The following is a 20,182-nucleotide window of genomic DNA, read 5'->3' as shown; positions in this document are numbered from 1 at the left end:
TCGTGGCGCCCGCGCTCAGTGCGTCTCGGTGACCTTGGCCAGGGCGCGCGGGGCGTCGGGGTCCTGGCCACGGGCGATGGTGACCTCGTAGGCCAGCAGCTGCAGCGGCAGGATCTCCAGGATCGTCTGGACCTCCTCGGGTACGCCGGCCGGCAGCACGAAGCCCGCCGAGGCGGCGTCCACCTGCTGCCGCTGGCCGATGACCACAAGGTCCGCGCCGCGGCCGCGCAGGCGGTCCAGGACCGGCTGCAGGGCCTCCCCGCCCTTGCCCTCCGGGACGATCGCGATGACCGGGGAGACGTTGTCGACCATGGCCAGCGGGCCGTGCAGCAGATCGGCGCCGGAGAACGGGGAGGCCGGGATGTACGTGGTCTCCATGAGCTTCAGCGCCGCCTCACGGGCGGTCGGGTAGCCGTAGCCGCGCGAGGTGATGACCAGGCGCTGGGCAAAGCGGTAGCGCTCGGCCAGGGCCTTCACCTCGGGCTGCCGGGCCAGGATGCCGGCGGCCAGCTCCGGCAGCTCGCGGGCGGCCGTGCCGTCGCCGCCGCGCAGGCCCTCGACCAGCAGGTAGAGCGAGAGCAGCTCGGCGGTGTAGGTCTTGGTGGCGGGCAGCGCCTTCTCCGGGCCGGCCAGCACGTCGATGTGGAACTCGGAGACCTCGGCGAGCGGCGAGGAGGCGTTGTTGGTGACCGCCAGCGTGATCGCACCGGCCTCGCGGGCCGCCTTGGTGGAGGCGACGAGGTCCGGCGAGCCGCCGGACTGGCTGACGGTGACGACCAGCACGTCCGTGAGGTCCGGCTTGGCGCCGTACGCGGTGGTGGTGGACATCGAGGTCAGACCGGCCGGCTTGCCGAGCAGGATCTCGACCAGGTACTTGGCGTAGAGCGCCGCGTTGTCGGACGTGCCGCGCGCGGTGAGCAGGACGAAGCGAGGGTTGCGGGCGGCGATCCGGGCCGCGATGTCGAAGATCTTCGGGGCGCCCTCGTCGAGGATGCGCCGCAGGACGGCCGGCTGCTCGGCCATCTCCGCCGCCATGATCCGGCCGGGGACGGGAGCAGTCTGCGGGTCGGACATCAGGATGTGCCTCCGATGAGATGGTTCGACCCCGCCCGGACGGGGATGCCCGGCGAGGACCTCTACGGCGGCGAGTCCGCACACTCGCTGCGGTGGTTCCGTGATTCCTGCGGCAATCGTACGGGGACTCCTCCGCGCGGCACATCCGAGAGCCCCTCCCGGTGGTCCGGAAGGGGCTCTCCCCGGGGCGCCGGCCCCGCCGGCGCGGCTCAGCCCTGCTTGTTGATCAGCTGGTCGATCGCGGCGTCCGCCTCCTTGGCGGCCTGGTCCACCGGCTTGTTGCCCTTGAGGATCGCGGTGAGCATGTCGGGCAGGATCTTCTGCTTCTCGATCGCGCCCCAGCCCGGCGCCAGCGGGGTGAACCAGGCGTCCGGCACCGCGTTGGCCGCGGCGGCGGTCGCCGGCTTGCTCTTCAGCGGGTTCAGCTGGGTGAGGTTGTTCGGCAGGATGTCCTTGTCCGCCAGCGCCTGCTGGGACTTGGTGCTGGTGAACATCCGGACCCAGTCGGTGGCCAGCGCGGCCGACGGCGACTTGGCGGTGACGGCGAGGTCCGAGCCGCCGATGAAGGTCGGCAGCGGCTTGCCGCCCGGGCCGGGCATGGTGGCCAGCTTGACGGCGTCCTTGAGGGTCGGGTCGCCGGTGACCGGCGCGGTCACGCTGGAGGCCTCGTAGCCGTTGCCGTAGAAGGCCCCGGCGTGGCCGCGGGCCATCGCCTCGAACTGGTTCTGCTCGTTGACCGCCAGGTCGCCCTTGTTGTACTTGCGCACCAGGTCGACGAAGTGGTTCAGCCCCTGCTGGGACTTCGGGTCGCTGAGCGTGCCGTGCCAGTTCCCGGCGCTGTCGAAGCGGGCGATGGCGCCGCCGTACGCGGAGACGTAGCTCATCGCGGCGTACCAGTACGGGCCGGGCAGGTAGAGCGCGGAGTAGCCCTTGTCGGCCTTGTTCTTGTCCGCGACCTTGTCCAGGGCCGCCTTGAGGTCGTCCTCGGTCTTGGGGAACTCCGCGCTGCCGGTGGCCGCCTGGAAGGCCGTCGCGTTGTAGATGGCGACCCGGGCGCCCGCGTAGTACGGCACGCACCAGAGCTTGTCCTGGTAGGTGCAGGTGTTGGCGAGCGCCTTGATCCAGGCGTCCGAGTTGTCGAAGCTGGAGCGCTCCACCGGGGCCAGCGCGCCGGCGAGCACGTACTTCATGGTCTCGGTGTTGCCGAGCTCCACCACGTCGGGGGCGTTGCCCTCGGCGAGCGCCTTGTCCAGCTTGCCGACCTTGTCGGCCCACCCCTGGTAGGCGAGCCGCAGGGTGACGTTGGGGTACTTCGCCGCGAACTCGTCGTTCACCCGCTGCACGAGGTCCGGCCAGTTCTTCTGGGCGTCGTCCATCAGCCAGACGGTGACCGTGCCGGTGGCGGACTTCGGGTCCGCCGTGGCGGCCTTGCCGTCCCCCGAGGGCGAGCCGCCCGAGGAACAGGCCGTCAATCCGGCGGCGAGCGCCAGGATCCCGAACGTCGCCATGAGCTGACGCTTCTTCACGCCATCCTCCGAGGGTGCTAGAGCCTGTGCCCGCCGGCAGCGTGATGGCGCGTCCGCCGGGAGGGATCCGGGCGGGGACGGCGAAGTGCTTCAGGAAGGGCCTATACCACATCCGGTGAGGTTGAAGTTCGAACCGGATGGACTGGAGCCTGGCCTAGACCACTGGCGGTGTCAACGCCAAATGGCCAGGCCGACAAGGACGTTGCAGACCTGTTGTAGCCCGTGGCGATCAGTTGCGACGTCATCACCCTAAGTAGAACTTAAGGCTGTCTTAAGGCTGATTTGAGGGAACACCGTCATCTGGGAACGCCGCAGGGCCAACGGCGGGAAAACGGAACGGGCCCGTCATGCGCCATGCGCATGACGGGCCCGTTCGCGGAAGCCTTCCCGGTCCCCGGGGTCACGGTCCGACGGGACCTCAGCCGATCGCTCCCGACTGGCCGGTGAGCACCTCGACGGCCGCCAGTCCGCAGACCCGGGCGGCGCCGTGGGTGGCGATGTGGAGCGCGCCGACCGGCTCGGACTGCGGCAGGCCCATCTCGACCACCGCGGCGTCCGGGCGGGCCGCCACCAGCCGGGACAGCGCGGCGGACATCCAGGCGTAGCGGTGCGCGTCGCGGACCACCAGCACCAGGCGACGGCCCTCGGCGCCGGCCACCACCTCGGCGACCAGCGCGTCCAGCTGCTCCGGGGCGGCGTCCTTCGGACCGACCTCCCGGGTGCGGGTGCCGGGGAAGCGGTCGGCCAGCATGTCGGCCACGCCCCACGGGGTCACCGCGCCGACGGCGATGTTGGGCTCGTCGGAGAACGAGGCCACGTACGGGCGCTCGGTCACCGGCAGGGCCTCCCGGCCCGGTGCCCGGACCACCCGCAGCGCGCGGCGGGCGGCCCGCAGGCCGACCGCCAGATCGGGCTCCAGCCGCTCGCCCTGGGCCGCGATCCGGCCCCAGCTGCCGAGCGCGCGCACCCGGTCCGCGGCTTCGGCCAGCCGCTCCTCCGGGAGCTTGCCGGCCCGCACGCCCGCCACGATGGCGTCGCGCAGCAGCAGCACGGTGTCCTCGTCGGCCAGCCCGCCGCCGACGCAGATCGCGTCCGCACCGGCCGCCAGGGCCAGGACGGTGCCCTCGCCCATGCCGAAGGTGTCGGCGATGGCGCCCATCTCGATCGCGTCGCTGACGATCAGGCCCTGGTAGCCGAGGCCGCCGTCGGCCGGGGCCGCGCGCAGCAGGTCGCGCAGCACGCGGGGGCTGAGCGTGGCCGGCAGCTTCGGGTCGAGCGCCGGAATCATGATGTGGGCCGTCATCACGGCCTTGGTCCCGGCCGCGATGGCGGCCTGGAACGGGATCAGGTCGCGGGCGCGCAGAGTCGCCAGGTCGACGTCGATCACCGGCAGGCCGTGGTGCGAGTCGACCGCGGTGTCGCCGTGCCCGGGGAAGTGCTTCGAGCAGGCGGCCACGCCGGCCGACTGCAGGCCCTCGACCCAGGCCGCGGTGTGCCGGGCGCACAGCTCCGGGTCGGCGCCGAAGGAGCGGACGCCGATCACCGGGTTGCGCGGGTTGGAGTTGACGTCCGCGGTGGGCGCCCAGTTGTAGTTGACGCCGGCGGCCGCCAGCGCGCGGCCCAGCTCGCGGGCGACGTCGCGGGTCAGCGCCGGGTCGTCGATCGCGCCGAGGGCGAAGTTGCCCGGCCAGGAGGAGCCGGAGCCGGCCTCCAGTCGGGTGACGTCGCCGCTCTCCTCGTCGATCGCGATCAGGAGGTCGGGGTTCTCCTCGCGCAGCGCCCTGGTGAGCGCCGACAGCTGGTCGAGACCGGTGACGTTGCGGTCGAAGAGCGCGACCGAACCGAGGCCGGCCGCGAGGTGGCGGCGGACCCACTCCGGGGGCTCGGTGCCGACGAAGCCGGGCTGCAGGACGGTCAGCGCGTCACGGTGCAGCTGGTCGCTGGCCGGGAGGGTGGGGACAAGGATGCTCACGTCGCGTCAGCCCTTCACTGCACCGTCGGTCAAGCCACCGACGGCCTTGCGCTGGAGGAATACGAAGAGGATCAGCACCGGGAGGGCGAACAGCGTCGAGGCGGCCATGGTGGCACCCCAGTCGGTGCCGAAGTTGGTCTGGAACGAGGACAGCCAGAGCGGCAGGGTCTGCCCCTCGGTCTTGTTCAGGATCAGGACCAGGGGGAACTCGTTCCACGCGGTGATGAAGCCGAACAGCGAGGTCGACATCAGACCCGGGGCGAGCAGCGGGAAGATCACCTTCACGAAGGCCTGGGTGCGGGTGCAGCCGTCCACCATCGCCGACTCCTCCAGCTCCTTCGGGACGGCGGCGATGAAGCTGCGCAGCGTCCAGATGGTGAAGGGCAGGACCATCATCATGTAGAAGGCGGTCAGCGGGACCAGGCTGTTCAGCATCTCGCTGTCGCGGGCGATCAGGTAGACCGCGATGGTCATGACCTCCCAGGGCGCCATCTGCGCCGCCATCACGACCAGGACGAAGGCCTTGCGGCCGCGGAACCGCATCCGGGCGATGGCGAAGGACGCCAGGGTCGCGATCACCAGCGAGATCAGCACCGCGACGACCGTCACCGTGAAGCTGTTGGTGACGTACGTCCAGAACTTGGGCGCGTTGACCGCCGTGGTGAAGTGGTCGAACGTCGCGTGGATCGGCAGGAAGACCGGCGTCCGGCTGACGATGTCCTTGTCGTCCTTGAAGGCCGTGATGACCATCCAGTAGACCGGGAAGATGAAGAAGACGAAGAGGACGAGCGCGATCACGTTCGGCCAGGTACGTCCGATGAGCGAGCGCCTCACAGCTCGTCCTCCTGCTTCAGAATGATCCGGAAGTAGTACGCCATCAGCACGCCGAGCATCAGGATGGTGAGCACCGCGATCGCGGCGCCGGTCCCGTAGTGCTGGGCGCCGGAACCCTCCAGGAAGGCGTGGACGGGCAGCGTCCGGGTGAGCGAGTCGGGACCGCCCGCCTTGATCGCGTAGACCTGGGTGAAGGCCTTGAAGACCCAGATGACCTCAAGGAAGGTCGTGGCCAGGAAGAACGGCCGCAGGCTGGGGAAGATCACCGAGGTGAAGATCTTGGCGGGGCCGGCGCCGTCCATCCGGGCCGCCTCGTAGAGCTCCTTCGGGATGGTCGTCAGACCGGCGTACATGTTGAACGCCACGAAGGGGATCGAGCCCCAGACGATCAGCAGGATGATCACGAAGAAGGTGGAGTACTGGCTGCCGGTCCAGTTGTAGGCGGCCATCGAGTGCCAGCCCAGCTGGTCCAGGAACCAGTTCACGACACCGAAGCGGGTGTCGAACAGCCAGGTGTAGACGGTGGTCGCGGCGACCACCGGCATGGCCCAGGCGAGGAGCAGGCCGACCGAGAGCACCAGCCGCATCTTCTTGCCGAGCCGGTTGAGCAGCAGGCCGACCAGCGAACCGCCGACCATGATCAGGACCACGTTGACCAGGGTGAACGCCACCGTCCGGCCGGTGACCGCCCAGAAGTCGGCGTTGGTCAGCTGCTCGGTGTAGTTCTCGAAGCCGTTCCACTCGGTCAGGTGCTGGACGAGCTGGCGCGCGTTCAGGTTCTGGAACGAGACCAGCACGGTCTTCAGCAGGGGCCAGCCCAGCAGGCCCAGGGTCACCACGGTGGCCGGCAGCAGCAGCAGGTACGGGGCGAACCGCGTGCCGAAGCCCGGTCCGCCCGCTGTTCTGGTGCTCTTCTTCGGAGTGCCCTCGGCGCCGCCGGCGACGCTCGTCTCAATAGTGGCCACAGCAGCCTTCCCTGTGTCCGGGGACTGTGTCTGCACCCGCTCCGAATGCACAGCCATCGTTCTCTCTTCCTGGAACCTGACCACGACGGACAGGCGCCGCCCACCGGCCCCCCGCCGGGGGCCGGTGAGCGACGCCGCTCGACTACTACTGCTTGGCGTTCAGACGCTTGGCGATCTCGTCGTCGGCCTTCTTGGCGGCCGCGGCGTAGTCACCGGTCAGGGCGCCGGTCAGGAACTCCTTGATGGGGTTCGGGTTGTTCTCGACGCTCGCCCAGTTCGGCGTGGTCGGGGTGATCCCGCCGGAGGAGGCGGCGACCTTGGCGGCGGCGGCGAAGTCGCCGACCACCTTGTCGTCCAGCGACTTCTTGTTCGGGATGCTGCCGGCACCCGCGACGAGACCCTCGTTCTTGTCGTTGAGGGCGATCTTCAGGAAGTCCTTGGCCATGTCGGTGTTCTTGCTCGCCTGGGCGATGGCGAGGTTCGAGCCGCCGAGGAACACGCCGGAGGCCTTGTCGGCGGTCTTGCCCGGGAGCGGGAAGTAGCCGATCTTCTCCTTCGGCATCTCCTTCTCGGTCGGGATCTCCCAGCCGAGGCCGATGATCGAGCCGATGTCGCCCTTGGCGAAGACGTCCTTCTGCTGCGGCTTGGCCTCGTCACCGTCCTTGGCGGCGGTGGCCGAGTAGCTCTGCAGCTTCTTGTAGGTGTCGAAGGCCTTCTGCGCCTCGGGGGTCGACAGACCGCCGGCCCACTTGTCGCCGTCCTTCTTCGCCAGCTTGCCGCCCTCGCTGGTGAGCAGACCGAAGTAGGTGTACCACTCCTGGCCCGGCATGTAGATCGGGTCGGTGACGCCGGGGACGGCCTTGACCTTCTCCAGGTCGGCGTAGAACTCGTCCAGGGTCTTCGGCGGCGTGGTGATGTTCGCCTTGCCCCAGATCTCCTTGTTGTAGGCGACCACGCGGTTGGTCACGAACCACGGGGCGGCGTACTGCTTGCCGTCCAGGATCGCGGACTCGCTCTGGTTGTCGTTCCAGTCGGCACCGCCCAGGGCGGCCTTGTCCTTGGTGATGTCGAGGAGACCACCGGTGGCCGCGTAGCCCGCGGTCTGGGTGTTGCCGACCTCGAGGACGTCGACCGAGCCCTCGGACAGCGCGGCGGTGACCTTGGGGCCGATGCCGGTCCACTCCTGGATCTGGTACTCGACCTTGGAGCCCGGGTAGGTGGACTCGAACTCGGTCTTGACCGCGTCGTCCCAGCCCTTGGGGGCCGAGCCGGACATCAGCCACACCTTGAGCGTCTTGCCGCTGTAGTTCTTGGCGGCGGACGAGGACGAGCCGGCCTTGTCGCCGTCGCTCTTGGCGTCCGAACCACAAGCCGCCAGGCCGACGACCATTGCTGCGACGCCGACCGCCGCGATGAGCTGACGCTTCACGCCATCCTCCTGAGGGATGCCTGAGTGACCCCCGTCGGGTGGCAGCGGCAGACCCACATAAAGCGGGAGGAAAGGTGCCGCGGACCCCATCGAACGGGTGGGGGGATTCATAGTTACCGATCTAGTGGTGTAGACCAGATGCCTGGAGCTTGGCCTAGACCAATGGGCCTGTCAACGGCTCTTAGACCGATCCGGACCACCCGTTATCAAGCCGACACCGCACATCGTTCATCGCGTGATGAGGTATTCGTTCCGTAGCCATACATGCAACGATGTGAGTTGTTAACGATGCGGCGGGGCGCCCAAAGACCCCGCGAGAAGCGGGAGACAGGTCCGATGAGCAGCGACGGGGGCAGCACGGCCCAGGTCAACGACCCCCAGGTGAAGAACCTCCCCGCGCAGACCGGCGCGGACGCCACCGCGCGGGTGCCCAAGTACTACGGCCTCAAGCGGCATCTGCTGCAGCTCACCGAGACCCAGCCGGCCGGTACCCCGGTACCGCCCGAACGGGCACTCGCCGCCCAGTTCGACACCTCGCGCACCACCGTCCGCCAGGCGCTCCAGGAGCTGGTGGTCGAGGGGCGGCTGGAGCGCATCCAGGGCAAGGGCACCTTCGTCGCCAAGCCCAAGGTCGCCCAGGCGCTCCAGCTCACCTCCTACACCGAGGACATGCGCGCCCAGGGCCTGGAGCCCACCTCCCGGCTGATCGAGATCGGCTACATCACCGCCGACGACCGGCTGGCCCCGCTGCTGGACATCAAGCCCGGCGGGCGGGTGCTGCGGATCGAGCGCCTGCGGCTGGCCAACGGCGACCCGATGGCCATCGAGGTCGCCCACCTCTCCGCGAAGCGCTTCCCGGCCCTGCGCCGCAACCTGGCCAAGCACAACTCGCTGTACACCGCCCTGCGCGAGGTGTACGGCGTCACGGTGGCCGAGGCCGAGGAGACCATCGAGACCACCCTGGCCACCCCGCGCGAGGCCGGGCTGCTCGGCTCCGACCTCGGGCTGCCGATGCTCCAGCTCGCCCGGCACTCCTTCGACGCGGACGGCGCCCCGGTCGAGTGGGTGCGGTCCATCTACCGCGGCGACCGGTACAAGTTCATCACCCGGCTCAAGCGCCCCGAGTAGGCTTCCGGCCGCTCCCCCACCGCTCTCCCGGCACCGGCGTACGCACGGCGTACGCCGGTGCCTTCGTGTACGGGCCCGGCGCGCGGCGGCCTGCCCCGGCGCGCGGAGCGTCCGGAATGCGGGAAGTTCTGTCGTTCCCGGTGACACAGATCACGCCATGCTCTAGATTTCGCAGCCGTATTGACTGTCGATCACCAGTGGTGCTGCTCGGCGGGTTCCGGGGGGCTGTGCGGTGCTCCGGGGCTGCGGCGCCGTCGGGGTGAGCCCTCTGGAGCGGAGCCGAACCATGTCGTCAGATCCTGCTGCCACCGAACCTGTCATGCCCGAGCCACCGGGGCCGGCGGCCGTGCCGGCGGTGACCCCGGAACGGGTCCTGGCCGGGCTCGCCCTGCTCGTGCCGATCGTCGCGATGCTCTGGGTGTCCTCGTACGACAAGACCGACCCCGAGGCGGGCGGGGTGCCCTTCTTCTACTGGTACCAACTGCTCTGGGTGCCGGTCTCGGCCGTCTTCACGGTGGCCGCGTACCTGCTGATCAACCGGGACGAGAAGGCCCGCAAGGCGGGTGACGCGCGATGACCGGTGTCAACGTACCGGCCCTGACCGTCTTCGTCCTCTTCTTCGTGCTGGTCACCGTGATGGGCTTCATGGCCTCGCGCTGGCGCCGGGCCGACGACGCCCTGCACCTGGACGAGTGGGGCCTGGGCGGCCGCAGCTTCGGGACCTGGGTGACGTGGTTCCTGCTCGGCGGCGACCTCTACACCGCCTACACCTTCGTCGCCGTCCCGGCGGCGGTCTACGCGACCGGCGCGGCCGGCTTCTTCGCGGTGCCGTACACGATCATCGCGTACCCGCTGGTCTTCCTCTTCCTGCCCCGGCTCTGGTCGGTCTCCCGGGTGCACGGCTACGTCACCCCGGCCGACTTCGTCCGCGGGCGGTACGGGTCCAAGCCGCTCGCCCTGGTCGTGGCGCTGACCGGCATCCTGGCCACGATGCCCTACATCGCGCTCCAGCTGGTCGGCATCCAGGCGGTGCTCGACGTGCTGGGCGTCGGCGGCGGGGAGAACGCCAACTGGTTCGTCAAGGACCTGCCGCTCTTCATCGCCTTCGGCGTGCTGGCCGCCTACACCTACTCCTCCGGGCTGCGGGCGCCGGCGCTGATCGCCTTCGTCAAGGACGCCCTGATCTACATCGTGATCATCGTCGCGGTGATCTACATCCCGCTGCGGCTCGGCGGCTACGGGCACATCTTCGACGCCGTCGGCGAGAAGTTCAGCGCTCCCAAGTCGGCCGGCTCGCTCACCGTGCCCGAGAACAAGCAGTGGACGTACGCCACGCTGGCGATCGGCTCGGCGATGGCGCTCTTCATGTACCCGCACTCGGTGACCGGCGTGCTGGCCTCGAAGTCCCGCAACACCGTCCGCCGCAACATGGCGATCATGCCCGCCTACTCGCTGATGCTGGGCCTGCTGGCGCTGCTCGGCTTCATGGCGATCGCGGCCGGCATCGGCAAGGGCGACAAGAAGTTCAACGCCCAGCTCTCGGTGCCGCAGCTGTTCGAGAACATGTTCCCGGACTGGTTCACCGGCGTGGCCTTCGCGGCGATCGGGATCGGCGCGCTGGTGCCGGCCGCCATCATGTCGATCGCGGCGGCCAACCTCTTCACCCGCAACGTCTACAAGGAGTTCCTGAAGCCGGCCGCCACCCCCGCCGACGAGACCAGGGTCGCCAAGCTGGCCTCGCTGCTGGTCAAGGTCGGCGCGCTGGTCTTCGTGCTCAGCATGGACAAGCAGGCGGCGATCAACCTGCAGCTGCTCGGCGGGCTGTGGATCCTGCAGACCTTCGTCTCGATCGTCGGCGGCCTGTTCACCCGGTGGTTCCACCACTGGGCGCTGTTCGCCGGCTGGGCGGTCGGCATGATCTACGGCACCTGGGAGGCGTACGACATCGCCAGCCCCGCCACCAAGCACTTCGGCGGGAACGCCGCCGAGATCCCCGGCATCGGCGAGCTCGGCTACATCGGCCTCACCGCCTTCGTGCTCAACCTGGTCGTCTCGGTGGTGCTCACCCTGGTGCTCCGGGCGGTCAAGGCGCCGGACGGGCCGGACGAGACCCGGCCGGGCGACTACAGCGCCGAATCCGGCGACGAAGAGCTGAAGAACGCGCCGGAGCCCGTGGCGGCGCACTGATTCGCTCCGCGCGCGCCCTGTGACCGCGCCGCCTCCTCCGTGAACACTGGAGGAGGCGGCGCGATCATATGTATGAACGGCCGCACATGCAGGGCACCACCAGACCGGACCGGCATCCGGCCGGCACCCGATCGACCCACGGGGAGCAGCGGCGATGGCAGAGCTCGGCACCACACTCAACGGTCAGCACCAGTCCACCCACCGGCCCGGCCCGCAGGTCACCGCGGCGCCCTACCCGGCGGCGCCCGCCCCGCACACCGCGCCGGTGACGGCCCCCGGCCCGCTGCCGTCCGTGCTGATCGCCACCCGGCACGGCGAGTCCACCGCCAACGTCGAGTTCCAGCTCGCCGAGGCGGCCGGCGCGCTGAGCGTGCCGATCAGCTGCCGCGACGCGGACATCCCGCTGTCGCTCCAGGGCCGGCAGCAGGCCCAGGCGCTCGGCCGCTGGTGGGCCGGCCTGCCCAGCGCCGACCGCCCGCGCAGCGTCTGGTGCTCCCCCTACGAGCGCACCACCGAGACCGCCCGGATCGCGCTGGCCCAGGCCGCCGGGCTGGGCGCGGTACCGGTCTCGCTCGCCGTTCGCTACGACGAGCGGCTGCGCGACCGGGAGCTGGGCATCCTGGAGATGCTGCCCAAGGCCGCGATCGAGGCCAGGCACCCGGACGAGGCCGCGAGACGCCGCAAGATGGGCGAGCTCTACTACCGCCCGCCCGGCGGGGAGTCCTGGGCGGACGTGGCCCTGCGGGTGCGCAGCGTGCTGCGTGACATCTGCGCGGAGGAGGCCGGGCGACCGGTCCTGCTGGTCGCGCACGACTGTACGGTGCTGATGCTCCGCTACGCGCTGGACCGGCTCACCGAGGCGCAGTTGACGGCCCTGGACACGGTCCGCAACTGCTCCACCAGCCTGTGGCGGGCCGAGGCCGGGCGGCTGCGCCCGGCGCACTGGAACGACACCGGGCACCTGACGCTCGGCTGAGGCCGCGGGCCGTCGGCCGACGGCGGCAGGCCCGGGCGGGCCGCCGTCAGCCGGCCGCCGGTTCGGCGAAGCAGCGGCGGTACGCCAGCGGAGTCGTGCCGAGCCGGCGGCCGAAGTGGTGCCGCAGGGTGGCGGCGTTGCCGAAGCCGCAGCGCGCGGCGATCGCGTCGACCGGCTCGGCGGTGCTCTCCAGCAGCCGCTGGGCGAGCAGCAGCCGCTGCCCGGTGAGCCAGCGGTGCGGGGTGGTGCCGGTCTCCTGCTGGAAGCGGCGGGCGAAGGTGCGCGGCGACAGGTGCACCCGGGCCGCCAACTGCTCGACGGTGGACTCCTCGTCCAGGTGGTGGCGCATCCAGTCGAGCAGCGGCGCGAGGGACTCGCCGTCCCCCTCGGGCAGCGGCCGGGCGACGAACTGGGCCTGGCCGCCCTCCCGGTGCGGGGCCACCACCATCCGGCGGGCGATCCCCCGGGCCACCTCGGCGCCCTGGAACCGGCGGACCAGGTGCAGGCAGGCGTCGATGCCCGCCGCCGTGCCGGCCGAGGTGATCACCGGGTCGTCGTCCACGTAGAGCACGTCCGGCTCGACGGTGGTCCGCGGAAACCGGGCGGCCAGCTCCGCGGTGTGCCGCCAGTGCGTGGTCGAGCGGCGGCCGTCCAGCAGCCCCGCGGCGCCGAGCACGAAGGCGCCGCTGCAGATCGAGAGCACCCTGGCACCGCCCTCCACCGCCGCGCGCACGGCGTCCACCAGCGGCTCCGGGTAGTGCGGGCGCACCCCGGTGGCGGTCACCACGACGAGGTCGGCCCCGGCGAGCCGTTCGGGGCCGTACGGGACGTCCACCGAGAAGCCGGCGTGGGTGCGGTGCGGCCCGGGGCGGGCACCGGCGACGGCGAAGTCGTACCGGGGCAGGCCGTCCGCGCTGCGGTCCAGGCCGAAGACCTCGCAGGCCACCCCGAGTTCGAAGGGGTGGAGCTCCTCCAGCACCACCGCGACCACGTTCTTCAGCATGCCGCCCAGGATGCCTCCCCGGGGAGCCCGCGGGGAAGGGCCCGGTGGCAGGATTTCGATGGGATCGGGCATTCCTGCCACTCGTGGCCGGCCTGCCGCGCCGCGAGAGTGGAGCCATGGACTCCGACACGCTCGCAAGCGCACTCGCCCTGGTCGGGACCGTCGGCGGTTTCGGACTGCTCGGCACCCTGATCGGGCGCGACGTGGCCCGCGCCGCCGCCACCGGCCGCGACAACTGGCACCGGCCCGGCGGGTACCCCGTCGACCCGGCGCTGCCCGACCGGCTCTACGGCACCATGCCGGCCGCCTCGCTGCGCCCCGACGCCGACCCGGCCGCCACCACCACCCCCGCCGTCGCCGGCCCCGCGGCGGCCGCTGCCACCGGTCCGCGGGCAGCCGCCCCGGCGCCCGCCGCCGGCCGCGGCTCCGGCACACTGACCGGATGGACATCGTCATCCGCCCGGCCCGCGAAGCGGACCTCGAAGCAGCCGGCCACGTCACCGTCGAGGCCTTCGTCGGCGACGGTTACACCTCGCCCGAGAGCCAGTACGTCGACCTCCTGCGCGACACCGCCCGCCGGTCCCGGGAGGCCGAGCTCCTCGTCGCGGTCGACGCGGCCGAAGGACGGGTGCTCGGCTGCGTGACCTTCGCCGTGGGCGGCACCGAGTGGGCCGACATCGCCACCCCGGACGAGGGCGAGATCCGGATGCTCGCCACCGCGTCGGCCGCCCGCGGCCGGGGCGTCGGCGAGAGCCTGGTGCGGGCCGCCCTGACCCGCAGCCGCGAACTCGGCCTGGCCGGGATGGCCTTCTCCACCCGCCCCGACATGACGGCCGCCCACCGCATCTACGAGCGGATCGGCTTCCGCCGGACCCCGGAACGCGACTGGGCGCCGTACCCGGGGATGGACCTGATGGTCTACAGCATGGCCTTCTGACGGCCCACCGGGGGCGGCCCGGCCGCGGGCCGGCCCGCCGGGCAGGGGGCGGCGGAGCGGCGGGCCGGGGACCGGATCGGCCGGCTGCCCCGGCGGCCGACGAACGATCAGGCCGCTCTTTTGATATAAACCTCTGATCGAGACACGTCGTGGTAGCCCATCGATCAGAGGAGCAGCACCTCATGTACGACGGGCCCGGCATCGGCGCGCCCTCCGCGGCGAGCGGACCCACCCTGCAGGACATGCGCGAGGCGCGCGGGATCCCCGCGCCGCGCGGCAGCCGGTACGCGATCCCCGCGGAGCCGCCCGCCCCCCGGCGGCCGGTGCCGCCGTCGGTGCGCTTCAAGGCGGTGGACGGCCTGCGCGGCCTCGCCATCGCCTCCGTGCTGCTCTACCACACCAACTGGTTCCAGAACGGCCTGTTCGGTGTGGACGCCTTCTTCGTCCTCTCCGGCTTCCTGGTCACCCTGGTCCTGATCCGGGAGCTGGACCGCACCGACGGCATCGCCCTCGGCGTCTTCTACCGCCGCCGGGCCAAGCGGCTGCTGCCCGGCCTGCTGGTCACCGTGCTCCTGGTGGTCCTCCTCTCGGCCCTGCTCAGCCCGCTCAAGGACGTGAAGGAGCTGCGCCCGCAGGCGCTGGCCGCGCTGGCCCAGGTCGCCAACTGGGCGCAGTTGGAGCGCGGTGACGCCTACTGGCAGCACTTCGCCGGCATCGACCCGCTGGCCGCGATGTGGTCGCTCAGCATCACCGAGCAGTTCTACGTGGTCTGGCCGCTGCTGCTGCTGCTGATCTACGCCGTCTGCCGCCGCTCGCTCAAGGCCGCGGGCATCGTGACCGGTGTGCTGTTCGCCGGCGCCGCCGCCGTCGCCCCGCTGATGTGGAACGGCTCCAACAGCGACCGGCTCTACCTGGGCACCGAGTCCCGCGCGGTCGGTTTCGCGGCCGGCGCCGCCGCCGCCTTCGTGGTCTACCTGCGGCTGCGCCGCACGGTCCAGGAGGGTCCGGAGACGGGCTCGCGGGCCCAGCGGCGTTCGCCCGGCCGTCCGGGGGCCGGGAGCACGGTGCTGCCCACCGTGGTCGGCACCCTCGCCCTGGGCGGCCTGGTCTGGGCCAGCCTCAGCGTGGACAACTACCACGAGCCCTGGCTGTACCGGGGCGGGCTGGCCGGCGTCGCGGTGCTCTCGGCCGTCCTCGCCGCCTCGCTCTGCCACGACCGCGGTCCGCTGGTCCGGCTCCTCGCACTGCCCCCGCTGCGGCTCACCGGCACCATCTCCTACAGCCTCTACCTGCTGCACCTGCCGGTCTACTGGCTGCTCCAGCGGTTCGTCGACGACATCTCGCCGGCGCTGCTGCTGGCCATCGGCGCGCCCGTCTCCTGGGTGCTGGCATGGCTGCTGCACACCGGCACCGAGCGGCTGCGGGTGCTGCGCTGGCGGCCGCTGCCGACCATCCCGCTGCTGGCCGCCGCCGCGCTGACGGCCACCGCCGGCGCCTGGTACCTGCCCGCCTGGGTCGAGCACGACATGCGCGGCGGCCCCGCCGACAAGCCGCTGGTACTCGCCCTCGGCGACTCCTTCTCCGAGGACCTGGCCACCGGCCTGTACCGGCACGGCGACCGCTTCCGGGTGGTCGACGGCGGCATCAGCGGCTGCGGCGTGTTCGGCTCCGAGAAGGTCCGCGGCACCTCCCGGGTGGAGTTCGACACCACGGACGACTGCCGCGACCGCACCGCGCTCTGGGCGAAGAGCCTGGACGGCGTCCAGGCGCAGGCGGTCGTCCTGCACCTCGGCTGGGACGCCGCCGAGCAGTACCTGGACGGCAGCTGGCTCAACCCCTGCGACGAGGACTACCGCACCCGGTACACCGCCCAGCTCACCCAGGCGACGGACCTGGTCCGCGAGCGCGCGCACGGCGCCCGGGTGCTGCTGATGAACGAGCGGGTGCAGAACGGCGCGATCAGCAAGGCCTGGGGCACCTGCTACAACCAGCAGGTCGGCGACTTCGTGAAGGCCTCCGGCGGCACCGTCCAGCTGCTCGACCTGAACGCCTTCTACTGCCCCGGCGGCAACTGCCTCTGGAAGGACCGGGACGGCCACCTGGTCTCCCCCGCCACCGACGGCGTGCACCTCACGTCGGCCGGCATGCGGCTGGTGACGCCGTGGCTGGAGCAGCAGATCGCGGACGCGCTGGCCGGGGTCCGGCCGCCGGACGCGCCGGCTCCCCAGCCGACGCCGACCGCCCCGGCGACGCCGACCGCCCCGCCGGCCACCGAACAGGCCACCCCGACCGAGCAGCCGTCCCCGAGCCACTCGACGACCCCGTCCCGCAAGCCCACCACCACGCCGTCCCGCAAGCCCACCACCGGCCCGAGCCGGGCGGCGACCCCGCCGGCCGGTCAGCCGGCCGCGCCCTCCGGGACGGCGTAGGTCTGCGCGAAGCAGTCGCGGATCGCCTGCTCGGAGGCGGGGCGCCCGGCGAAGTCCATCCGCGGGGTGTCCTGGTTGGTGGGCAGGGTCGGGTCGATGCCGAAGTAGAGCGACCAGAAGTACAGTCCGGCCAGCTTCCGCTCCTGCGCCACCTGGCAGACCGCGGTGAACCAGGTGGCCTGCACGGGCTCGTTGAGCTCGCGCTTGGTGTAGAAGTCACCGGGCGTCTTGTAGGCGCCCTTCTGGGCCGGGATACCCACCTCGGTCAGCTTGGTGGTCGGCTGCGGGCCCTTGCCTCGCTTGTCCAGCCAGCTGTTCCAGCTGGCCGCCAGGTCGGCCGGGGTGGCGTCGTCCCCGGCCGACTTGGCCGGGAAGTAGGCATCGACGCCGGTGCGCCCGGTCGGCACCGCGACGGCGCCCTTGGACCAGTTGTCCCAGTTGGCGTCGTAGGCCACCTCGCCGTGGAAGGTCTTCCCGGCCTGCTCGACCAGCGGGGCCCAGTGCGGGTCGGCCTCCAGCGAGTTGAACTCGGTACCGATGGTGAACTCGGTCGCGTCGTGCTCCTCGGCCGCCTTCAGGTAGGGCGCCAGGAAGGCCGAGTAGCTGGCGAACCAGGCGTCCCGGTCGGTGGGGGCGATGTTGCCGCGCCAGCCGTTGTTGGCCGGCTTCAGCGACTCCTCGTCCAGGATCGGCCGGACGGTGGTGCGCAGGCCCGCCCGGTGCGCGGTGTCCAGCAGGATCGCCAGCCGGTCCGGGCTCGGGGTGGTCGGCCGGGCGGCGACCGCGTTGGACTTGCTGCCCACCGTGTAGAACGGGAAGGACACCGAGAGCGCGTTGGCGTTCAGGCCGACCACGTACTTGACGATGCGGTCCGCCTTGCCCTGGACGAAGCTCTCCGGGTCGGCCGGGTCGTCCAGCCAGTACACCTGGACGCCCCACTCCGGGCTGCCCTTCGCCCACGGCCGGGCCACCTTGGGCCCGGTGTCCTCCGGCGGCGCGTCCTTGCCGAAGCCCCAGACCCGGCCCTGCTCGGCCGGTGCACCGGCCCAGTGCACCTCGGTCGGGCGCTTGTGGTCGAACTTGATCGGGTGGTCGCCCCAGACGATCGGCACGCCCACGGTGAGGCCGAGCACGACGGTCGGCAGGATGAAGATGACGAAGCGTTTCATATCTGGCAGCAGCCCCTGGTCGCCGGTCAGGCCGGCTTGGCGATGACGACGAACTTGTTCTCCTCGCGGCGCAGGAACTTGATCAGCCCCCGCATCCCGCCCCAGCCCTCCAGCAGGGAGAACAGCGGGATGGCCGCCACCACCGCCATCGGCTCCCACCACTTGCGCCGGTGGTCGGCCGAGCCCACCACGTTCAGGCGCAGGCCCTCCCAGTACGTCCAGATCACGTAGGCGAAGTTGATCGACCAGATCAGCACCACCGACTGGGTCACCGGCGAGGTGTTCATCGTCCCGGTGAACCAGGCGATCAGCAGCACCAGGCCGACGTGCTGGAGCGGTCCGAGCACCCAGCTGACCATGCCCATCCCGATGAACAGCCGGAACCGCAGCGGGATGCTCTTGTTGAAGCAGAGCGCCACCAGGCCCCAGGCCCAGCGCTCGCGCTGCTTGAGGAAGTCCTTGAGGCCGGCCGGCGAGGCGCCGTAGCAGCGGCCGTTGAACCAGTCGCTGCGGCCGGGGTAGCGCACGCAGAAGTTGAGCGCCATCTGGGCGTCCTCGACGATGGTGTCGGGGCCGAAGTCCCAGCCGATGGTGGCCTCCACCGAGGAGCGCACCAGCAGCAGTTCGCCGTGCACGCCGGCGATCGGCGTCCCGGTCCCGGTCATCGCGCGGAAGCGGGCGATGTCGTCGGCCGGGCGGATCGCGTCGGCGAGCCAGGTGAAGGTGGAGACGGCGTTCTCCCGGGGGTACGTCAGGATCCCCTGGGCCATGTGCTTGGCGTCGTCCCCGGCCCGGCGCTGCCGGTTGATGAACTGGGCCACCGCGGCGGCGGTGTCCGGCCCGACCCCGGTGTCGTCGTCCATGTGCAGCACCCAGACGTCGTCCTCGGCCTCGCCCTCCTCGATCCGCAGCTCGTGCGAGTAGTGGTTGGCGCGGGCCTTGAACTTGGTTCCGTTGGGCGTCTGGTAGGCCTTCGGGACGGTCACCACCCGGATCAGCGGGTTGCGGGCGGCCAGCTCGTCGATCTTCTCGCCGGCCGCGCAGCCCTCCTCGGTGAGGATGTCCACCCGCATCCACGGGAAGTAGGCGGGCAGGTGGTCGACGTACGACAGCACCGAGCGCTCCAGCGCCGGGTAGGTGTCGTGCCGGCCGATGGTCGGCACCAGGACGATCAGGTAGTCGTCGTCGACCGGCACCGCCGGGGTCATCCGGTTCGCCTTGCGCAGCCGGCGGCGGACCATCAGCACACCCTGGAAGCCGATCAGCACGCCGAAGACCGGCATGCCCCAGAGGATCGTGATCGCCCAGCCGAGCGGGGTCGGGTTGGGCACGTACGCCCAGAGCGAGAAGCCGAAGATGATCACGAACGAGAGGTAGAACGGGACGATGCGCGGCTTCCACGACATCTGCCGGTCGGCGAGCCGAGCGGCCTCGCGGGACGTGGTGAGTACCGTCCGCGCGGGTGCTGGTGCTGTCATGGCGAAAGTCGTTCCTCGTCTGTTGCGTCTGTCCGTTCACCCCGCCGGTCCGGGCCGGCGGGTCCTGCTCGCTACCCCGGGTAGGGCGGCGTCCCCGGGGCCGGCGGAACCGGCCCGGGCGTCACCGGCGGGGCCGGCCACGAGTGCTGGGGCTGCGGGGGCTGCGGCGGGACGGCGGCCGGCGGCGGGGTCCAGCCGGGCTGCGTCCGGTCGTGCGGGGGGTGCGGAGCCTGCTGGGGCTGGGGAGCCTGCTGGGGCTGCGGAACCTGCTGGGGCTGCGGAACCTGCTGGGGCTGCTGGGGCTGCGGCCAGGCCTGCGCGGGCTGCTGGGGCTGGGTCGGCGGGTGGCCGGGAGCCTGGTCCTGCGGCAGGGTCTGCAGCAGCGACCAGTGCAGTTGGCCGGGCTGCTGCCCCGACTGCTGGGCGGGCAGCGGCTGGAACGGCGAGGGCTGCCCGGCGGCCGCCCACGGGCCCGGCGCCGGCGCCCAGCGGGATCCGGTCCGGCGCAGCGAGACGACCAGCAGCACCGCCAGCGTCGCGGTGACGGCCACCCCGAGCCCGAAGGTCGCCAGCTTCAGCCAGCCCTCGGTGGTGCCGGTGAACCACCGGCGCTGCGGGGCGTCCAGCAGCGCGCCGGTCAGGCTGCGCACCCGGTTGTAGCCCTCGACCAGCGCCACGCCGACCACCACGCCGCGCGCCCAGTCCCGCCCGCGCAGCAGCAGGATGCCGGAGGTCAGGTACAGCACCGCGAAGTTGAGGCTGCCGGTCTCGGCGCCCACCGAGGAGCCGCCGTAGTAGAAGACGCCCTTGGCGAAGGTGGCGAAGCCGACCTGCCAGAAGCAGTTGTAGACCGCCCAGCCGAGCATCACCGCCCCCCAGGCCACCGCGAGGCCACCGGCCGGACGGTCAGGACGCGCCTGTGTCATCTCCCGTACCCCCGCCCCTGCCGGGCGCACCCGGCTTCAACCCGTTCGATTCCGGGCCACAGGATGCCACACGCGCGAACGGACCAGGAATTCCCCCGGTTCAGCAGGGTGCGGACGTGTTGTCGATCTCACGGACGAGGCCGGCCGGT

The 20,182-nt window shown here is 71.4% G+C and carries 16 protein-coding genes; 6 read left to right on the top strand and 10 right to left on the bottom strand.

The annotated features are described in order from the left end of the window. Positions 1-15 precede the first annotated feature (15 nt). The 6 genes from ACIF6L_RS17775 to ACIF6L_RS17750 all read right to left on the bottom strand — a co-directional run bounded on the left by ACIF6L_RS17775 (position 16) and on the right by ACIF6L_RS17750 (position 7,800). Positions 16-1,074: an SIS domain-containing protein gene (locus ACIF6L_RS17775; protein ID WP_359803214.1), complete on the bottom strand. Its 1,059-nt coding sequence runs from the start codon at positions 1,072-1,074 to the stop codon at positions 16-18. 209 nt (positions 1,075-1,283) lie between these two features. Beyond that, on the bottom strand, positions 1,284-2,582 hold the full coding sequence (locus ACIF6L_RS17770; RefSeq protein ID WP_396488559.1) for an extracellular solute-binding protein: 1,299 nt from the start codon (positions 2,580-2,582) through the stop codon (positions 1,284-1,286). Between the two features lie 436 nt (positions 2,583-3,018). Beyond that, the gene (locus ACIF6L_RS17765) at positions 3,019-4,572 is read right to left on the bottom strand and encodes a glycoside hydrolase family 3 protein (protein ID WP_329489550.1); all 1,554 of its coding nucleotides are present in this window, start codon (positions 4,570-4,572) and stop codon (positions 3,019-3,021) included. Between the two features lie 6 nt (positions 4,573-4,578). Further along, entirely contained in the window at positions 4,579-5,406 is an 828-nt protein-coding gene (locus ACIF6L_RS17760; protein ID WP_329489549.1) for a carbohydrate ABC transporter permease, read from the bottom strand. Then, complete coding sequence (locus ACIF6L_RS17755; protein WP_329489548.1) at positions 5,403-6,428, bottom strand: sugar ABC transporter permease; 1,026 nt, start codon at positions 6,426-6,428, stop codon at positions 5,403-5,405. Before ACIF6L_RS17755 ends, ACIF6L_RS17760 begins: the two co-directional genes overlap by 4 nt. A gap of 88 nt (positions 6,429-6,516) precedes the next feature. Continuing rightward, positions 6,517-7,800, bottom strand: coding sequence for an extracellular solute-binding protein (locus tag ACIF6L_RS17750; RefSeq protein ID WP_329489547.1), 1,284 nt, complete (start codon positions 7,798-7,800; stop codon positions 6,517-6,519). Positions 7,801-8,136: 336 nt separating this feature from the next. Here ACIF6L_RS17750 and ACIF6L_RS17745 point away from each other — a divergent pair, with 336 nt between their 5' ends. The 4 genes from ACIF6L_RS17745 to ACIF6L_RS17730 all read left to right on the top strand — a co-directional run bounded on the left by ACIF6L_RS17745 (position 8,137) and on the right by ACIF6L_RS17730 (position 12,091). Beyond that, positions 8,137-8,928: a GntR family transcriptional regulator gene (locus ACIF6L_RS17745; protein WP_359803217.1), complete on the top strand. Its 792-nt coding sequence runs from the start codon at positions 8,137-8,139 to the stop codon at positions 8,926-8,928. A gap of 319 nt (positions 8,929-9,247) precedes the next feature. After that, positions 9,248-9,505: a DUF3311 domain-containing protein gene (locus tag ACIF6L_RS17740; RefSeq protein ID WP_396488398.1), complete on the top strand. Its 258-nt coding sequence runs from the start codon at positions 9,248-9,250 to the stop codon at positions 9,503-9,505. Beyond that, a complete protein-coding gene (gene mctP, locus ACIF6L_RS17735; RefSeq protein ID WP_352293106.1) occupies positions 9,502-11,115 on the top strand; it encodes a monocarboxylate uptake permease MctP in 1,614 nt (537 codons plus the stop codon). The genes ACIF6L_RS17740 and mctP overlap by 4 nt, the downstream gene beginning before the upstream one ends. Before the next feature lie 154 nt (positions 11,116-11,269). Beyond that, entirely contained in the window at positions 11,270-12,091 is an 822-nt protein-coding gene (locus tag ACIF6L_RS17730; protein ID WP_329489543.1) for a histidine phosphatase family protein, read from the top strand. A 46-nt stretch (positions 12,092-12,137) separates the two neighbouring features. Here ACIF6L_RS17730 and ACIF6L_RS17725 read toward each other — a convergent pair whose 3' ends face one another. Then, the gene (locus ACIF6L_RS17725) at positions 12,138-13,094 is read right to left on the bottom strand and encodes a helix-turn-helix domain-containing protein (RefSeq protein ID WP_329489542.1); all 957 of its coding nucleotides are present in this window, start codon (positions 13,092-13,094) and stop codon (positions 12,138-12,140) included. Between the two features lie 442 nt (positions 13,095-13,536). On the opposite strand from ACIF6L_RS17725, the gene ACIF6L_RS17720 reads away from it, so the two are divergent. Both ACIF6L_RS17720 and ACIF6L_RS17715 read left to right on the top strand, forming a co-directional pair. Next, positions 13,537-14,031 carry an N-acetyltransferase gene (locus tag ACIF6L_RS17720; RefSeq protein WP_359803220.1) on the top strand — a complete coding sequence of 165 codons (495 nt, stop codon included), beginning with the start codon at positions 13,537-13,539 and terminating at the stop codon, positions 14,029-14,031. Between the two features lie 182 nt (positions 14,032-14,213). After that, the gene (locus tag ACIF6L_RS17715) at positions 14,214-16,460 is read left to right on the top strand and encodes an acyltransferase family protein (protein WP_396488395.1); all 2,247 of its coding nucleotides are present in this window, start codon (positions 14,214-14,216) and stop codon (positions 16,458-16,460) included. Here ACIF6L_RS17715 and ACIF6L_RS17710 read toward each other — a convergent pair. From ACIF6L_RS17710 to ACIF6L_RS17700, 3 genes are all read right to left on the bottom strand, one after another. Beyond that, a complete protein-coding gene (locus tag ACIF6L_RS17710; RefSeq protein WP_359834997.1) occupies positions 16,430-17,629 on the bottom strand; it encodes a glycoside hydrolase family 113 in 1,200 nt (399 codons plus the stop codon). The genes ACIF6L_RS17715 and ACIF6L_RS17710 overlap by 31 nt on opposite strands. 26 nt (positions 17,630-17,655) lie before the next feature. Then, on the bottom strand, positions 17,656-19,107 hold the full coding sequence (locus ACIF6L_RS17705; RefSeq protein WP_329489538.1) for a glycosyltransferase family 2 protein: 1,452 nt from the start codon (positions 19,105-19,107) through the stop codon (positions 17,656-17,658). A gap of 71 nt (positions 19,108-19,178) precedes the next feature. Then, positions 19,179-20,033: a hypothetical protein gene (locus tag ACIF6L_RS17700; protein ID WP_396488392.1), complete on the bottom strand. Its 855-nt coding sequence runs from the start codon at positions 20,031-20,033 to the stop codon at positions 19,179-19,181. Between the last annotated feature and the right edge of the window lie 149 nt (positions 20,034-20,182).

The sequence above is a fragment of the Kitasatospora sp. NPDC086009 genome (assembly GCF_044540385.1).
GTDB lineage: Bacteria > Actinomycetota > Actinomycetes > Streptomycetales > Streptomycetaceae > Kitasatospora.
The sequence above is the reverse complement of the archived record's forward strand: the minus strand, read 5'-3'. Positions and strand labels throughout refer to the sequence as shown.

Excerpts from the sequence above, each read along its gene's own strand:
- ACIF6L_RS17775 (WP_359803214.1), bottom strand. The coding sequence starts at position 1,074 with ATGTCCGACCCGCAGACTGCTCCCGTCCCCGGCCGGATCATGGCGGCG.
- ACIF6L_RS17770 (WP_396488559.1), bottom strand. The coding sequence starts at position 2,582 with ATGGCGACGTTCGGGATCCTGGCGCTCGCCGCCGGATTGACGGCCTGT.
- ACIF6L_RS17755 (WP_329489548.1), bottom strand. The coding sequence starts at position 6,428 with ATGGCTGTGCATTCGGAGCGGGTGCAGACACAGTCCCCGGACACAGGG.
- ACIF6L_RS17745 (WP_359803217.1), top strand. The coding sequence starts at position 8,137 with ATGAGCAGCGACGGGGGCAGCACGGCCCAGGTCAACGACCCCCAGGTG.
- ACIF6L_RS17740 (WP_396488398.1), top strand. The coding sequence starts at position 9,248 with ATGCCCGAGCCACCGGGGCCGGCGGCCGTGCCGGCGGTGACCCCGGAA.
- mctP (WP_352293106.1), top strand. The coding sequence starts at position 9,502 with ATGACCGGTGTCAACGTACCGGCCCTGACCGTCTTCGTCCTCTTCTTC.
- ACIF6L_RS17730 (WP_329489543.1), top strand. The coding sequence starts at position 11,270 with ATGGCAGAGCTCGGCACCACACTCAACGGTCAGCACCAGTCCACCCAC.
- ACIF6L_RS17725 (WP_329489542.1), bottom strand. The coding sequence starts at position 13,094 with ATGCTGAAGAACGTGGTCGCGGTGGTGCTGGAGGAGCTCCACCCCTTC.
- ACIF6L_RS17720 (WP_359803220.1), top strand. The coding sequence starts at position 13,537 with ATGGACATCGTCATCCGCCCGGCCCGCGAAGCGGACCTCGAAGCAGCC.
- ACIF6L_RS17715 (WP_396488395.1), top strand. The coding sequence starts at position 14,214 with ATGTACGACGGGCCCGGCATCGGCGCGCCCTCCGCGGCGAGCGGACCC.
- ACIF6L_RS17710 (WP_359834997.1), bottom strand. The coding sequence starts at position 17,629 with ATGAAACGCTTCGTCATCTTCATCCTGCCGACCGTCGTGCTCGGCCTC.
- ACIF6L_RS17705 (WP_329489538.1), bottom strand. The coding sequence starts at position 19,107 with ATGACAGCACCAGCACCCGCGCGGACGGTACTCACCACGTCCCGCGAG.
- ACIF6L_RS17700 (WP_396488392.1), bottom strand. The coding sequence starts at position 20,033 with ATGACACAGGCGCGTCCTGACCGTCCGGCCGGTGGCCTCGCGGTGGCC.